15 protein-coding genes are annotated in these 14,305 nt (G+C 62.3%); 11 read left to right on the forward strand and 4 right to left on the reverse strand.

Features of this window, described 5'->3' with window-relative positions; translation table 11 throughout:
* Positions 1-171: 171 nt before the first annotated feature.
* Positions 172-489, forward strand: a complete 318-nt coding sequence (locus LMJ30_RS14355; RefSeq protein ID WP_229433030.1) for a PilZ domain-containing protein — start codon at positions 172-174, stop codon at positions 487-489.
* 55 nt (positions 490-544) lie between these two features.
* The gene (locus LMJ30_RS14360) at positions 545-1,915 is read left to right on the forward strand and encodes a glutamine synthetase family protein (protein WP_229433031.1); all 1,371 of its coding nucleotides are present in this window, start codon (positions 545-547) and stop codon (positions 1,913-1,915) included.
* Positions 1,916-2,211: 296 nt separating this feature from the next.
* Here LMJ30_RS14360 and LMJ30_RS14365 read toward each other — a convergent pair whose 3' ends face one another.
* Both LMJ30_RS14365 and ppk1 read right to left on the reverse strand, forming a co-directional pair.
* Positions 2,212-2,679, reverse strand: a complete 468-nt coding sequence (locus tag LMJ30_RS14365) for a SixA phosphatase family protein (RefSeq protein WP_229433417.1) — start codon at positions 2,677-2,679, stop codon at positions 2,212-2,214.
* A 32-nt stretch (positions 2,680-2,711) separates the two neighbouring features.
* Complete coding sequence (gene ppk1, locus LMJ30_RS14370; RefSeq protein ID WP_229433032.1) at positions 2,712-4,796, reverse strand: polyphosphate kinase 1; 2,085 nt, start codon at positions 4,794-4,796, stop codon at positions 2,712-2,714.
* Between the two features lie 244 nt (positions 4,797-5,040).
* Between ppk1 and pstS the strand changes: the two genes are divergently transcribed.
* The 7 genes from pstS to phoR all read left to right on the forward strand — a co-directional run bounded on the left by pstS (position 5,041) and on the right by phoR (position 11,658).
* Positions 5,041-6,069, forward strand: a complete 1,029-nt coding sequence (gene pstS, locus LMJ30_RS14375; protein ID WP_371873027.1) for a phosphate ABC transporter substrate-binding protein PstS — start codon at positions 5,041-5,043, stop codon at positions 6,067-6,069.
* A gap of 202 nt (positions 6,070-6,271) precedes the next feature.
* Positions 6,272-7,264 carry a phosphate ABC transporter permease subunit PstC gene (gene pstC / locus LMJ30_RS14380; protein WP_229433419.1) on the forward strand — a complete coding sequence of 331 codons (993 nt, stop codon included), beginning with the start codon at positions 6,272-6,274 and terminating at the stop codon, positions 7,262-7,264.
* Positions 7,261-8,115, forward strand: a complete 855-nt coding sequence (gene pstA, locus LMJ30_RS14385) for a phosphate ABC transporter permease PstA (RefSeq protein WP_229433034.1) — start codon at positions 7,261-7,263, stop codon at positions 8,113-8,115. Before pstC ends, pstA begins: the two co-directional genes overlap by 4 nt.
* Positions 8,116-8,127: 12 nt before the next feature.
* Positions 8,128-8,925, forward strand: coding sequence for a phosphate ABC transporter ATP-binding protein PstB (gene pstB / locus LMJ30_RS14390; protein WP_229433035.1), 798 nt, complete (start codon positions 8,128-8,130; stop codon positions 8,923-8,925).
* Between the two features lie 41 nt (positions 8,926-8,966).
* Positions 8,967-9,671, forward strand: coding sequence for a phosphate signaling complex protein PhoU (phoU, locus tag LMJ30_RS14395; RefSeq protein ID WP_229433036.1), 705 nt, complete (start codon positions 8,967-8,969; stop codon positions 9,669-9,671).
* A 7-nt stretch (positions 9,672-9,678) separates the two neighbouring features.
* Entirely contained in the window at positions 9,679-10,368 is a 690-nt protein-coding gene (locus tag LMJ30_RS14400) for a response regulator (protein WP_229433037.1), read from the forward strand.
* A 3-nt stretch (positions 10,369-10,371) separates the two neighbouring features.
* Positions 10,372-11,658 (forward strand): phosphate regulon sensor histidine kinase PhoR, encoded by a 1,287-nt coding sequence (phoR, locus tag LMJ30_RS14405; RefSeq protein ID WP_229433038.1) that lies wholly within the window; start codon positions 10,372-10,374, stop codon positions 11,656-11,658.
* Between the two features lie 30 nt (positions 11,659-11,688).
* Here phoR and LMJ30_RS14410 read toward each other — a convergent pair whose 3' ends face one another.
* Together LMJ30_RS14410 and LMJ30_RS14415 are read right to left on the reverse strand one after the other, a co-directional pair.
* Entirely contained in the window at positions 11,689-12,030 is a 342-nt protein-coding gene (locus LMJ30_RS14410) for a YciI family protein (RefSeq protein WP_229433039.1), read from the reverse strand.
* Between the two features lie 39 nt (positions 12,031-12,069).
* Positions 12,070-12,660 carry a DUF7010 family protein gene (locus LMJ30_RS14415; protein ID WP_229433040.1) on the reverse strand — a complete coding sequence of 197 codons (591 nt, stop codon included), beginning with the start codon at positions 12,658-12,660 and terminating at the stop codon, positions 12,070-12,072.
* Positions 12,661-12,799: 139 nt separating this feature from the next.
* On the opposite strand from LMJ30_RS14415, the gene LMJ30_RS14420 reads away from it, so the two are divergent.
* A complete protein-coding gene (locus LMJ30_RS14420; RefSeq protein WP_229433041.1) occupies positions 12,800-13,717 on the forward strand; it encodes a patatin-like phospholipase family protein in 918 nt (305 codons plus the stop codon).
* Between the two features lie 79 nt (positions 13,718-13,796).
* Positions 13,797-14,204: a GlcG/HbpS family heme-binding protein gene (locus LMJ30_RS14425; protein WP_229433042.1), complete on the forward strand. Its 408-nt coding sequence runs from the start codon at positions 13,797-13,799 to the stop codon at positions 14,202-14,204.
* Positions 14,205-14,305 lie beyond the last annotated feature (101 nt).

Consider the following 14,305-nt stretch of genomic DNA (forward strand, 5'->3'; position numbering starts at 1 on the left):
TCTATTTTTGCGATCGAAATTTCGGTTCTCTCGATCTAAGAAAAGAGGAATAAAATGCCATTCATGTGTTCACGATGTCTCCCGACAAGTGTTCACCATGTCCCCCGGCTATACAAAGGTCCGAAGGGCCGCCTCCGCCGAATTTGAACATCCAGTAAAGAGTAGACTCACGTGTTAGCAGAACCAAGACAAAGCCGCAAAATTTTCAAGGTAAAAGCCGTCCTTTCCCTGCCGACGCTTGACCCCATCCTGGTGCGCACGGCCGACATCGGCAGCACCGGCATGTCGGTATCGGTCTCCGACCCCTTGCCGATGGGCCTGAACGGCCGGATCAGCTTCGACCTGCTGATCGACGGCAAGCCGACGCCGATCGCCACCGGCATCAAAGTCAACTCCTGCGTCTTCAGCAGCGGCGAGTTCAAGATCGCCCTCCAGTTCACCGGGCTCGATCCATCCGCAAGCAGCGCACTGACGAAATTCCTTCGTTAGCGCGGCGCGATATAATTCAATATCGATAACAGTCCTCGCCGGAACAGGAGGAATAATGGCGCTGCGCCAGAATTTTACCTATAGCGATATGGACCTGTATCTCAATGAGAAACGGGTCACTGAAATTGAGTGCCTGGTGCCGGACCTGACCGGCGTTGCCCGCGGCAAAATCCTGCCGCGCACCAAATTCACCGAAGAACGCGGCATGCGCATTCCCGAAGCCGTGCTCGGGATGACAGTTACCGGCAACTATCCGACCGGCGACGCGGCCTACGAGCGCGCGATTTCGGCCACCGACCGCGACATGATCCTCCGGGCCGACCCGGCCACGATCACCATCGTGCCGTGGGCCGCCGACCCGACCGGGCAGGTGATCCACGATTGCTTCTTCGCCGATGGCACCCTGGTCGACTTCGCGCCGCGCTCGGTGCTGCGCCGCGTGCTCAAGCTGTACGCCGACCGCGGCTGGTCGCCCGTCGTCGGCCCCGAGCTGGAGTTCTACCTGACGGCCCAGAACATGGACCCGAACCAGCCGCTCAAGTCGCCGATCGGGCGCAGCGGCCGCGCCGAAACCAGCCGCCAGATCTACAGCATCGACGCGGTCAACGAGTTCGACCCGCTGTTCGAGGACATCTACGACTACTGCGACCTGATGCAGCTGGACGTCGACACCCTGATCCACGAGATCGGGGCAGGGCAGATGGGCATTGACTTCCTGCACGGCGACCCGCTCGGCATGGCCGACAACGTGTTCTATTTCAAGCGCACCCTGCGCGAGGCCGCGCTCAAGCACGATATGTATGCGACCTTCATGGCCAAGCCGATGGCCAACGAACCGGGTTCGGCGATGCACGTGCACCAGAGCGTGCTCGATGTGCAATCCGGGCAGAACCTGTTCAGCAATCCGGATGGCTCGCCGTCCAAAGCGTTTTATCACTACATCGGCGGCTTGCAGCGCTACATGCCGTCGGCGATGGCGCTGGCCGCGCCTTACGTCAATTCGTACCGCCGCATCGTGCGGCATACCTATGCGCCGGTCAATGTGCAGTGGGGGATCGACAACCGCACGGTCGGCTTCCGGGTGCCGGCGTCGCGGCCGGCCGACCGCCGGGTCGAAAACCGGGTTATTGGCGCCGACGCCAACCCCTACCTGGCGTTTGCCGTCACGCTGGCGTGCGGCTACCTGGGCATGACCGAGCAGCTTGAACCGCTTGAGCCCACCGGCAGCAGCGCCCAGCACCTCGATTTTGAACTGCCGCAGGGCCTGCCTGAAGCGCTGCGCATGCTGCGCGCCGAAGACAAGCTGGCCGAAGTGCTGGGCCAGCGTTTCGTCGATGTGTATTCGGCGATCAAGGAGCAGGAGCACCTGGAGTTCATGACCGTGATTAGTCCGTGGGAGCGGGAACACCTGCTGCTGCACGTCTGAACCAGCATCCGTCGTTACAAAACAAAAGCGGCAAGCGCCTTCAAGGGCCTTGCCGCTTTTTAATCGGCCGGATAATCCGGGCCGCTGTGCTATTCATGATAGCGATCGTGCAGTTGGTGCGAACCTCCGCGAACCTCTTCCACCAGTTCGTAGATAACCAGCCCGGCCATGCCGCTAAGAATACCGATGACGAGCAAGCTCAACATATGATCCAACGTCGTTTCCGGCGTCCCCCCTTGGAATTGATACATCTAAACTTTAGCAGACAGCAGGGTCTTTACAAGGGGAGCCGCATGTCATTTGACAATCAGGTCCGGCGCCATCACGGCTTTCAGGTACAGGCTGCCCGGGTCGGAGGGCTCGCGCTGCACGAACCACCAGGCACTGGCCTTTTTCATCTCCCAGTATTGCGCCTCGCCCGACAACAGCAGCGCGGCGACCTGGCCCAGCGTCGGCTGGTGGCCGACGATCAGCACCGGGTCGCGCGCATTCGGCCAGTTGGCCACGCGCAGCACTTCGCGCGGGTCGGCGCCAGGGCCGATTTCCGGCTGGACCTTGAACTTGCGCCCCAATGGTTCGACCGTCTGCAAGGTGCGCACGGCCGGGCTGACCAGCACCTTGCAGCTTTCCGGCAGCTGCGAGGTAAGCCATTCGGCCATGCGCCGCGCCTGCTTCTGGCCTTTCGGGGTCAGGGCGCGCTGCATGTCGAGCTGCCCGGGTTCGGGGTCTGCTGCTTCCGCATGACGCCACAAGATCAGGTCCATGCCATCCTCCTTGTTGTTATGCTGCGGGTTGCTCATTCGCTGTCCTCGGCCGTCGGCGTGCCGAGCAGTTTCATCAGGTATTCCTGGGCCGAGAAACCGGCCTGCTTGCTGCGCGCGCGGCGGCGCTGGTATTGCCCGCCAGGTTCCAGCTCCCACGCATTCGAGTTGTCCTTCAGGTAGGGGTTCAGTCCTTCCGTGATGACGCGCCGCTTGAGCGCCTTGTCCAGCACGGGGAAGGCGACTTCGATGCGGCGGAACAGGTTGCGGCTCATCCAGTCGGCACTGGCAAGGTAGACGTCGTGCGCCAGGTCGTTGCGGAAATAATAGATGCGGCTGTGTTCGAGGAAGCGGCCGATGATCGAGCGCACCTTGATGTTTTCCGACAGTCCCGGCACGCCCGGGTTCAGCGTGCACGCGCCGCGCACGATCAGGTCGATTTTCACGCCGTCCTGCGAAGCCGCATACAAGGCGCGGATCACCGATTCATCGACCAGCGCGTTGACCTTGGCGATGATGCGCCCCGGGCGGCCCGAACGGGCGAGCCGCGCCTCGTTGCGGATCGCGCGGATGATCTCGTTTTGCAAGGTGAACGGCGCCAGCCACAGGTGGCGCAGCTTTTGCGGCTTGGACAGGCTGGTCAGGTGGATGAACACCTCGTTGACCTCCTGGCCTACTTCCTGGTGCGCCGTCAGCAGGCCAAAGTCGGTGTACAGGCGGGTGGTGGTCAGGTGGTAGTTGCCGGTGCCGAGGTGGGAATAGAACTTCAGGCCGCCATCTTCGCGCCGGATCGCCAGCGCGATCTTGGCGTGCGTCTTCAGGCCGACCACGCCGTAGACCACCTGGGCGCCTGCGGTTTCGAGCTTGTCGGCCCAGTTGATGTTGGCTTCCTCGTCGAAGCGCGCCATCAGTTCGAGGATTACCGTCACTTCCTTGCCGGCGCGGGCGGCTGCCACCAGCGCTTCCATCAGCTCGGAATGGGCGCCGGTGCGGTAAATGGTCTGCTTGATGGCCACCACATCGGGGTCGCGCGCCGCGGCGCAGATGAAGTCGACCACCGGCTGGAAGGACTGGAAAGGGTGGTGCAGCAAGATCTCGTGCTTTTTCAATTGCTCGAAAATGCCGGTACCGCCCAGTTTGGGCAGTTGCCCGGGAACAAATGGCGGAAAACGCAGGCTTGGGGTCTGCACGTGGTCGATCAGCTCGTTCAGGCGCACCAGGTTGACCGGGCCGTCGACTGCGTACAGGCGCGACGGATCGAGGCTGAACTGGTTGAGCAGGAACTGCGACAGCTCCGGCGGGCAGTTCTTGGCCACTTCCAGCCGCACCGAGGTGCCGAACTGGCGGCCCTGCAGTTCGCCCTTGAGCGCCTGGCGCAGGTTCTTGACCTCTTCCTCGTCCACCCACAGGTCGGAGTCGCGGGTGACGCGGAACTGCGAATAAGCTGCAACTTCGCGGCCGGGGAACAGGTCTTCTATATGCGAGTGGATCACGGAGGACAGCAGGCAGAACGAGGCGCCGCCGTTGCGCGACAGGTGGTCCGGCAGCTTGATGACGCGCGGCAGCACCCGCGGCGCCTTGACGATGGCGATGCCGGTGCCGCGTCCGAAAGCATCCTTGCCGGTCAGCGCGATGATGAAATTCAGGCTTTTGTTGACCACCTGGGGGAAGGGGTGGGCCGGGTCGAGGCCGATCGGCGTCAGCAGGGGGCGCACTTCGCGCTCGAAATATTCCTTCACCCAGGCGCGCTGCGCTTCGTTGCGGTCGGTGTGGCGCACCAGTTGCACGCCTTTTTCTTGCAATTGAGGCAAGACCTCGGTGTTCAGGATGGCGTACTGGCGCTGTACCAGGTCATGGCATTCGACGTTGATGCGGGCGAGGGTGGCGCTGAGCGCGGGGTTTTCGGCAGGGTTGCCCTGGGCCAGCAGGCTGGCGACCCGCACTTCGAAGAATTCATCGAGGTTGTTACTGACGATACACAAGTAGCGCAGCCGCTCGAGCAGGGGAATGGCGGGGTCTTCCGCCTGGGCAAGGACGCGCCGGTTGAACGTGAGCTGCGACAGCTCCCGGTCGAGAAACGTGGTGTGCTTCGACGTGTCGGCTTGTGCAACAGTTTTCATGTTTTTCTATCTAATAGGAGTGATCTTATCCCGCGATAGTGTGTTTAGGAAATATGACAAGGCGATGACTTGGCATTGTTTGTGTGACATCAAACTAGTGTCAGATTCAGAGTATCATGCAGCGACAAAACGTGCTGTTCAGCCAGTTTTTGCGATGTCATAAACGTGTCATATTGGGGCGGTACACTGCGCAGCATTCACCCCGTAGTTCCACCTATAAGGACTTGATATGCGAATGAAAAAGATGTTGGCTTCCCTGGTCATCGGCGCAACTGCAGTGATGGCAATGTCGTCGGCGATTGCCGCTAACGTGACTGGCGCGGGCGCCACCTTCCCTTATCCTGTGTATGCGAAGTGGGCGGAAGACTACAAGAAGGCAACCGGCAACAGCGTGAACTACCAGTCGGTCGGTTCCAGCGCCGGTATCAAGCAGATCAAGGCAAAGACCGTCGACTTCGGCGCCTCGGACATGCCGCTGAAGGCGGAAGACCTGGATGCATCGGGCCTGTTCCAGTTCCCGATGATCATGGGCGGCGTTGTCACCGTCGTCAACCTGCCAGGCATTACCCCGGGCCAGCTGAAGCTGACCGGCCCGGTTGTCGCCGACATCTACCTGGGCAAGATCACCAAATGGAACGCGCCGCAAATCGCCGCGCTGAACCCAGGCGTGGCCCTGCCGGCGGAAGACATCACCGTGGTGTACCGCGCTGACGGTTCGGGCACCTCGTTCCTGTTCACCGACTACCTGTCGAAGGCCAGCCCGGACTTCAAGGGCAAAATCGGCGCAGGCGCGACCGTGAAGTGGGCCACCGGCGTCGGCGGCAAGGGTAACGAAGGCGTGGCGGCAAACGTGCAGCGTATCAAGGGCGCGATCGGCTACGTCGAGTGGGCATTCGCGAAAAAGAACAAGATTTCGCACACCCAGCTGAAGAACAAGGACGGCGTGTTCCTGCAGCCTGACGACGAAGCGTTCAAGGCGGCAGCCGCATCGGCCGAGTGGACCAAGGCCCCAGGCTTCGGCGTGGTGCTGACCGACCAGGCAGGCAAGGCCAGCTGGCCGATCACCGGCGTGTCGTACATCCTGATGCACAAGACCCAGGCCGACGCTGCCAAAGGCAAGGAAGCCCTGAAGTTCTTCGAATGGGCATTCAAGAACGGCGACAAGGCCGCGACCGACCTCGACTATGTTCCAATGCCTGAGTCGGTTGTCAAGCTGGTCAACGACGCCTGGAAGGCGAACTTGAAAGATGCATCGGGCAAGGCTGCCTGGTAAATAGTTGTACGTAGGGCGGAAGAGCGCAACGCGCGTCATCCGCCGAATCGTGTGAGCTGCGTTGTAACATGCGAATTCGGCGGATGACGCGCTTCGCGCTCTTCCGCCCTACGAGTGATTCTTCCCGACTTACCCAACCAAAGCCCGTCAGAGGCACGGTTAACACAAAAAACATACCATGAGCGTACACCCACCCGTAGCGATGACGGATGTGCAGGGAAGTGCGGCGGAGCAGCGCAGCGCAGCGGCGATGCATTCCACCATGCGCAAGCAGCGCTTCCAGGATTTCATCTTCCACAAATTAACACTTACCTTCGCAGCCTCCGTGCTGCTGGTCCTGATCGGCATCATCGTGTCGCTGATCATGGGCGCGGCGCCGGCTTTCAAGGAGTTCGGCGCTTCGTTCGTTACCACGGTCGAATGGGACCCGGTCAACGATAAATATGGCGCCATGATCGCCATCGTCGGCACCCTGGCCACATCCTTCATCGCCTTGCTGATCGCCTTCCCGGTGAGCTTCGGCATCGCACTGTTCCTTACCGAAATCTGCCCCGTCTGGCTGCGCCGTCCCCTCGGTACCGCCGTCGAACTGCTGGCCGGCGTGCCGTCGATTATCTACGGCATGTGGGGCCTGTTCGTGTTTGCGCCGCTGTTTGCCGACCACGTCCAGCCGCTGCTGAAAAGCACGCTTGGCCAGCTGCCTGTCATTGGACAGATGTTCAGCGGCCCGACCATGGGTATCGGCATCCTGACCGCCGGCCTGATTTTGGCGGTGATGATCATCCCCTTCATTTCGTCCGTGATGCGCGATGTGTTCGAGATCGTTCCCGCGGTGCTGAAAGAGTCGGCATACGGCCTCGGCTGCACGCAGTGGGAAGTGGTGCGCAAGGTCGTGCTGCCTTACACCAAGACCGGTGTCGTCGGCGGCGTCATGCTGGGCCTCGGCCGCGCGCTGGGCGAGACCATGGCCGTCACCTTCGTGATCGGCAACGCGCACTCGCTGTCGTGGTCGCTGTTCGCGGCGGGTAACAGTATCTCGTCGACCCTCGCCAACGAATTTGCCGAAGCCGCGTCGCCGCTGCACGTGTCCTCGCTGTTCGCGCTCGCCCTGATCCTGTTCATCATTACTTTCATCGTCCTGTCCGCCGCCAAGCTTATGCTTGCTGGCATGTCCCGGAAGGAGGGCGTGAAATGACCGCCATGAATCCTGTTTATCGCAAACGCCTGCGCGTGCACCGCATCGGCATCGTGCTGTCGGTGCTGGCCATGTCCATCGGCCTGCTGGCGCTGGCGTGGATCCTGTGGACCTTGCTGGTCAATGGCTTCGGCGCGCTGTCGCTGACCTTGTTCTCCGGCGACACCCCGGCCCCTGGCAGCGAAGGCGGCGGCCTGCGCAACGCGATCGTCGGCAGCATCATGATGGTCGGCCTGTCGACGGCCATCAGCACCCCGATCGGCATTTTGGCCGGCGTCTACCTGGCCGAATACGGCGACCGCAACTGGTTCGCCCAGGTGACCCGCTTTGTGACCGACATCATGCTGTCGGCGCCATCGATTGTCATCGGCCTGTTCGTGTATGCGATCTATGTTGCCAACGCCAAGCATTTCTCCGGCTACGCGGGCACCATCGCGCTGTCGCTGATCGCCGTGCCGGTGGTCGTGCGCACCACCGACAACATGCTGCGCCTGGTGCCTAACAGCCTGCTCGAAGCCGCGTTCGCGCTCGGCGCCCCGCGCTGGAAAGTGGCGACGATGGTGCGCCTGCGCGCCGTGAAAGCTGGCGTGATCACCGGCGTACTGCTGGCGCTGGCCCGCATTTCGGGCGAGACCGCGCCATTGCTGTTCACCGCGCTGAACAACCAGTTCTTCAGCACCGACATGAACGCGCCGCTGGCCAACCTGCCGGTTGTGATCTACCAGTTCGCGATGAGCCCGTACGACGACTGGCGCGCCCTTGCATGGGGTGGCGCACTGATTGTGACGTTCAGCGTGCTGTTCCTGAACATCCTGTCGCGCACCGTGTTCAGCCAGAAAACTCCCAATTAAAAAAGCCAAGATATGATCAACCCAATTCCGACACCGATTCCGACCGTGACGCCGAAGAACAAAACCATCGAGATCTCTGGCCTGAACTTCTTCTACGGGAAGACGCAGAGCCTGACCAATGTCAGCCTGGACATCCATGAAAAGCAGGTCACCGCTTTCATCGGCCCTTCCGGCTGCGGCAAATCGACCCTGCTGCGCACGCTGAACCGCATGTACGACCTGTACCCGGGCCAGCGCGCCGAGGGGCAGATCATGTACCGCGGCAAGAACATCCTCGACGCCGACCAGGACGTCAACATGCTGCGCGCCAAGGTCGGCATGGTGTTCCAGAAGCCGACCCCGTTCCCGATGTCGGTCTACGACAACATCGCCTTCGGCGTGCGCCTGTATGAAGACCTGTCCAAGGGCGAGATGGACGAGCGCGTCGAATGGGCGCTGAAGAAGGCCGCGCTGTGGGGCGAGGTCAAGGACAAGCTGACCAAGAGCGGCCTGTCGCTGTCGGGCGGCCAGCAGCAGCGCCTGTGCATCGCGCGCGGCGTCGCCGTCAAGCCCGACGTGCTGCTGCTCGACGAGCCGACCTCGGCGCTGGACCCGATCTCGACGGCCAAGGTCGAAGAGCTGATCAGCGAACTGAAGCAGGATTACACGATCACCATCGTGACCCACAATATGCAACAGGCAGCCCGTTGCTCTGACTACACTGCGTACATGTACCTTGGCGAGTTGATGGAATTCGGCGAAACTGACCAGATATTCATGAACCCTGCACGGAAAGAGACGCAGGACTACATTACCGGGCGTTTCGGTTGATCCGAAGCTATTCCCTATAAAAACAGAAGACGGAGAGCAGCATGATTGGCGAGCATTCATCCAAACAGTACGACCACGAACTTGAAACCATCCGCTCCAAGGTGTTGCTGATGGGCGGCATCGTGGAGACCCAGTTCCAGGAAGCGATGGGCTGCTTCCGGGTCAGCAATGTCGAGCAGGCAGACCGCGTGATCGCGGAAGACAACACGGTCAACCAGCTGGAAGTGTCGCTCGACGACGCCTGCAGCCACCTGATCGTGCGCCGCCAGCCGACTGCCAACGACCTGCGCACGGTCATGGCGACGATCAAGGTCATCACCGACCTCGAGCGCATCGGCGACGAAGCCACCAAGATCGCGCGCACCTCGAAAAGCCTGCACGCGCGCGGCGCGATCGCGCTGAACCACTACGACATGATCCGCACCATTGCGACCGCCACCGGCGACCTGCTGCACGATTCGCTCGACGCCTTCGCCCGCCTCGACGGCAAGCAGGCGCTGCAGCTGATCGCCCAGGACGAAGTCATCGACCACGAGTTCCGCTCGATCATGCGCAACCTGATCACCTTCATGATGGAAGACCCGCGCACGATCTCGTCCGCGCTGGACACCTTGTGGGTGGCCAAGGCGATCGAGCGCATTGGCGACCACGCCAAGAACATCGCGGAATACGTGATCTACGTGGTCGAGGGCCGCGACATCCGCCACACCAAGCCCGCCGCGCCAAGCGCCGACCAACCAGCGTGACACCCTGATGGCAGCCGACAAGACAACTGTACTGATCGTTGAAGACGAACCGGCAATCATCGAACTGGTCACCTTTTCCTTGCGCGAAGCCGGGTGGAACGTGTGCTCGGTGCAGAACTGCGCGGCGGCCTGGGAATTCATCCAGAAGCGCACGCCGCAGCTGATCTTCCTGGACTGGATGCTGCCCGACCAGACCGGGCTGCGCCTGCTGTCGCGGATCCGCTCGGACCGCGACTTCAAGGACATCCCGGTGATCATGCTGACGGCCAAGAGCATGGAAGAAGACAAGCTGGCGGGCCTGGATACCGGCGCCGACGACTACGTCACCAAGCCGTTCTCGCCGAAGGAGCTGCTGGCGCGGGCGCGCGCGCTGCTGCGCCGCAAGAGCCCGGAGCACGCGCAGGAAGCCATGAAGGCGGGCGCCGTGACGCTCGACCCGGCCAGCTTCACGGTGTCGATCGGCGACCAGAAAATCGACATCGGCCATGCCGAGTTCAAGCTGTTGAAGTTCCTGATGGCGCACCGCGAAAGGGTGTTCTCGCGCAGCCAGCTGCTCGACAAGGTCTGGGGCGACCATGTCGCCATCGAAGAACGCACCGTCGATGTCCACGTGCTTCGGCTGCGCAAGGCCCTGAAGGAATCGGAACACCTGATTAAAACTGTCCGCAGCGTCGGATACATGCTCTCCGAAAAATAACAAATGAATCCAAAGCTGCTGTTCTGGATACCTGCGCTGCTGCGCATGACCTTCATCCTGGCCGGCGCCAGCATCGTCTGGTGGCTGTTCGGCGCGGTGTACGGCCTGGCGGTCGCCCTGGTTGCCGTGCTGGCGCTGCTGTTCACCCAGCTGACCTACCTCAGCCAGCTGAGCGTGTGGCTGGACAACCCGCACAGCTCGCGGTTGCCGGATGGCTGGGGCTCGTGGACCGAAATCTTTTCGCGCCTGTACCGGCTGCGCCGCGACGACGAGCGCCACCAGGCCGAGCTGACCGAATGGCTGGCGCGCTTCCGCCAGGCCATGCACCTGCTGCCGGAAGGCGTCGCCATCATGGACGACGTGCTGTTCCTCGAGTGGTGCAACCCGGCCGCCGAGAAGCACCTTGGCCTGACGCTGGAGCGCGACAAGGGCATGCGGGTGACCAACCTGATCCGCCACCCGGACTTCATCGACTACATCATCCTCGGACGCTACGACCAGCCGCTGACGCTCAGCCTGCGCGACCGCAAGCTGATCGTGCAGCTGATCCCGTTCGAGAACCGGCGCCAGATCCTGGTGACGCACGACGCCACCGAGACCGACCGCATCGAGGAGATGCGGCGCGACTTCATCGCCAACGCCTCGCACGAGCTGCGCACGCCGCTGACGGTGATTGTCGGCTTCCTCGAAATTGCGTCCAGCGGCATGCCGCTCGACGCCGCCACGCGTGAAGCGCACCTCAAGCTGATGACCGACCAGGCGCACCGGATGCAGCGCCTGATCGAAGACATGCTGACCCTGTCGCGGCTTGAATCGATCGACTACCCGCTGCGCAGCGAGCAGGTCGACGTGAAGGCGCTGGTGAATGTGGTGGCCGAGGAAGCGCGCGCGCTGTCTGGCGGCAAGCACACCATTACCAGCAGCGTGGACGGGCCCGATGTGATGGGCAGCGCGGAAGAACTGCGCTCGGCGTTCGGCAACCTGGCTTCAAACGCGGTGCGCTACACACCGGAAGGCGGCAGCATCCACATCTCGTGGACCAACAACGGCGGCGGCCCGCAGTTTGCCGTGACCGACACCGGCATCGGCATCGACCAGCAGCACATCGCGCGGCTGACCGAGCGCTTCTACCGGGTCGACAAGAGCCGCTCGCGCGAAACCCAGGGCACGGGACTAGGCCTGGCGATCGTCAAGCACGTGCTGCTGCGCCATGGCGGCAGCCTGTCGATCAAGTCGGAGGCGGGGAAGGGCAGCAGCTTTATCGTGTCGCTGCCGGGGCCGAAGGCTTAACAGGCCCTGGCAGAATCTCACGGGATTCGGTCAACTTTCTGGGTCAAAATAGAACTCGCGGAGTTCCTGGGAGCAACGGCAAGCTTGCGCGATTTTCGCAGCCCATTGGACCGCTGCTTCCCGGGACGGGAGTTCCAGGACACAGAATCCGCCGTCGAGCTCCTTGGTCTGTGTGTAGGTCTCGTTCGTGGCTGTGCCGTTGGCGGCGACCATGAGTGGCGCGACTTTGTCATTGATGCCCCCACCGAACACATAGACGCCGGCTTTCTTTGCCTCGCGGATGACGCTGTGAGCTGCCTCGCTGACGGCTGCCATGTCTTCCTGCGGGGCGTCCATCGCCGGTCCAGGGAAGGAAATCAGATACTTCGTCATCGTTCCATTCTCCGAAAAAATTGATTTCTGTGCGTAGGCCTAAATCCGGGCGGCGCCTGCTGCGTCGCGCGCTGTGCGGCCCGACATCAGAAATATTGCGACGGCAAACGCCACTTCGATTCCCCCGCCGGCAAGTGCGCCGGTAGCGGGGGAGGCGCCATAGACAAACAACGGGTACGCGGCCAGCGCGAGCGCCGCGCCCATGACCCAGTAGACGCGCATTCCATACACGGTGGCGAACGTCATGTAGCGCCCGCCGATAATCAACAGCACGGCCGGGAAGAACCACTCGATCCGTATCATCGACACCCCGTACGCCAGCAGCAGGCACATGATCATCCAGAAGGTCGACGCCATGGCGAGCGAACCGAACGGGTTGGAAGGATTGTGCTTGCCGCTGCGGCCGAGCACCTTGTTGAGCATGACCGCGGCCGGATGAATGAACATCCCGCCGACCAGCAAGGTCCACACGGCTTGCGCTGCCGACAGCTGCAAGGCGACCATGCCGGCGGCGAGCCACACCAGGCCGGAGCACAGGACGCCGGGGGCGCCGCCGTAATACGCGGTGCGCATGTCCAGCTGGGCGTCGGCGATGGTGATGGGCGTTGCGCTGAGCGGGGCAGGTCTCATGATGGGCCGCGAGTTGTAGGGTGAAGGCCATTCTGCCATTGCCATGTTGTCTTTGCAATAACTTTGAAGCCACATCGGCTGGTCGCCCGAGCCGCTCAGAACAGTTACAATCGCAGTCTCTGTTCCTTCCTCCCCACATATGTATTCCAAACGCAGCTCCCTGATTGCCCTCGCACTGATCCTGGCCGGTTGCGGCAGTACGCCGCCGGCGCCGGTCCAGCAACCGGCGGCCATCGTGCCGCCGCCGGTGGTCGTGGCGCCACCCAAGAAAGTCCGGATCGGCCTGGCGCTGGGCGGCGGCGCCGCGCGCGGCTTCGCCCACATCGGCGTGATCAAGGCGCTCGAAGCGCAGGGAATTCATCCGGAAATCGTGGTGGGTACCAGTGCCGGCAGCGTGGTCGGCGCGCTGTACGCATCGGGGCTGGGCGGCTTCGCGCTGCAAAAGACCGCGATGGAAATGGACGAAGCGACGATTTCGGACTGGGCGCTGCCGCTGTTCGGCTCCTCGACCGGCGTACTGAAGGGCGAGGCGCTGCAGAGCTACGTCAACAAGGCGGTCAAGAACCAGCCGATGGAAAAACTCAAGCTGCGTTTCGGCGCGGTGGCGACCGATTTGAAAACAGGCCAGCCGATCCTGTTCCAGCGCGGGAACACCGGCCAGGCGGTGCGGGCCTCGTCGGCGGTGCCGAGCGTATTCCAGCCGGTCAAGATCGGCACGCGCTCGTTCGTTGACGGCGGGCTGGTCGCGCCGGTGCCGGTGCGCTTTGTGCGGGAGATGGGCGCCGACTTCATCATCGCCGTCAACATCTCGACCCAGACCGACGTGCAAGCAACGGTCAGCTCGCTCGACGTGCTGATGCAGACCTTTACGATCATGGGCCAGCGCCTGAACCATTACGAGCTCAAGGATGCTGACATCGTGATCCAGCCGGCGCTCGGCAAGATGGGCGGCGCCGACTTCAACGGCCGCAATCTCGCGATCCTCGCGGGCGAGCAGGCCGCGGCCGCGGTGATGCCCCAGATCAAAGCCAAGCTCAAGGCGAAGCAACAGCAATAAGGGCTATACGGCAACGCGTATCGCAGGGCAGGGCGCCAGCCTTACAATCGGCGCACTTTCAATTAGACAAGGACAGCACATGCAAACCAAACCCTACCTGACCCTCGCCGACGCCAAGAAGATTGCAGCAGCTGCGGAAGCCGAAGCGATCGCCAACAACTGGGCGGTCACCATTGCGATTGCCGACGACGGCGGCCACCTGCTGTGGCTGCAGCGACTGGACGGCGCCGCGCCGCTGTCGTCGCACATTGCGCCTGCCAAGGCCAAGGTATCGGCGCTGGGCCGCCGCGACACCAAGGTCTACGAAGACATGATCAACAACGGCCGCGTAGCGTTCGGCAGCGCGCCGTTCAGCGAAGGGATGCTGGAAGGTGGCGTGCCGGTGGTTGTTGACGGCCACGTCATCGGCGCGGTCGGCGTATCGGGCGTGAAATCGCCGGAAGACGCGCAGATCGCCAAGGCCGGCATTGCCGCGCTGACAGCCTAAATAACGCTAGAAAAAATCGCCGGCAACTTCGGGGTCCGTCCCCGGGGGCAGACCGGATGGCTTTCCCGATGTCTTTCCAAAATCGGGGTCAGACCACAGTC

This window comes from Massilia agrisoli (genome assembly GCF_020831365.1).
In the GTDB taxonomy this organism is placed as follows: domain Bacteria; phylum Pseudomonadota; class Gammaproteobacteria; order Burkholderiales; family Burkholderiaceae_D; genus Telluria_A; species Telluria_A agrisoli.

Excerpts from the sequence above, each read along its gene's own strand:
- LMJ30_RS14360 (WP_229433031.1), top strand. The coding sequence starts at position 545 with ATGGCGCTGCGCCAGAATTTTACCTATAGCGATATGGACCTGTATCTC.
- LMJ30_RS14365 (WP_229433417.1), bottom strand. The coding sequence starts at position 2,679 with ATGGACCTGATCTTGTGGCGTCATGCGGAAGCAGCAGACCCCGAACCC.
- ppk1 (WP_229433032.1), bottom strand. The coding sequence starts at position 4,796 with ATGAAAACTGTTGCACAAGCCGACACGTCGAAGCACACCACGTTTCTC.
- pstS (WP_371873027.1), top strand. The coding sequence starts at position 5,041 with ATGTTGGCTTCCCTGGTCATCGGCGCAACTGCAGTGATGGCAATGTCG.
- pstC (WP_229433419.1), top strand. The coding sequence starts at position 6,272 with ATGACGGATGTGCAGGGAAGTGCGGCGGAGCAGCGCAGCGCAGCGGCG.
- pstA (WP_229433034.1), top strand. The coding sequence starts at position 7,261 with ATGACCGCCATGAATCCTGTTTATCGCAAACGCCTGCGCGTGCACCGC.
- pstB (WP_229433035.1), top strand. The coding sequence starts at position 8,128 with ATGATCAACCCAATTCCGACACCGATTCCGACCGTGACGCCGAAGAAC.
- phoU (WP_229433036.1), top strand. The coding sequence starts at position 8,967 with ATGATTGGCGAGCATTCATCCAAACAGTACGACCACGAACTTGAAACC.
- LMJ30_RS14400 (WP_229433037.1), top strand. The coding sequence starts at position 9,679 with ATGGCAGCCGACAAGACAACTGTACTGATCGTTGAAGACGAACCGGCA.
- phoR (WP_229433038.1), top strand. The coding sequence starts at position 10,372 with ATGAATCCAAAGCTGCTGTTCTGGATACCTGCGCTGCTGCGCATGACC.
- LMJ30_RS14410 (WP_229433039.1), bottom strand. The coding sequence starts at position 12,030 with ATGACGAAGTATCTGATTTCCTTCCCTGGACCGGCGATGGACGCCCCG.
- LMJ30_RS14415 (WP_229433040.1), bottom strand. The coding sequence starts at position 12,660 with ATGAGACCTGCCCCGCTCAGCGCAACGCCCATCACCATCGCCGACGCC.
- LMJ30_RS14420 (WP_229433041.1), top strand. The coding sequence starts at position 12,800 with ATGTATTCCAAACGCAGCTCCCTGATTGCCCTCGCACTGATCCTGGCC.
- LMJ30_RS14425 (WP_229433042.1), top strand. The coding sequence starts at position 13,797 with ATGCAAACCAAACCCTACCTGACCCTCGCCGACGCCAAGAAGATTGCA.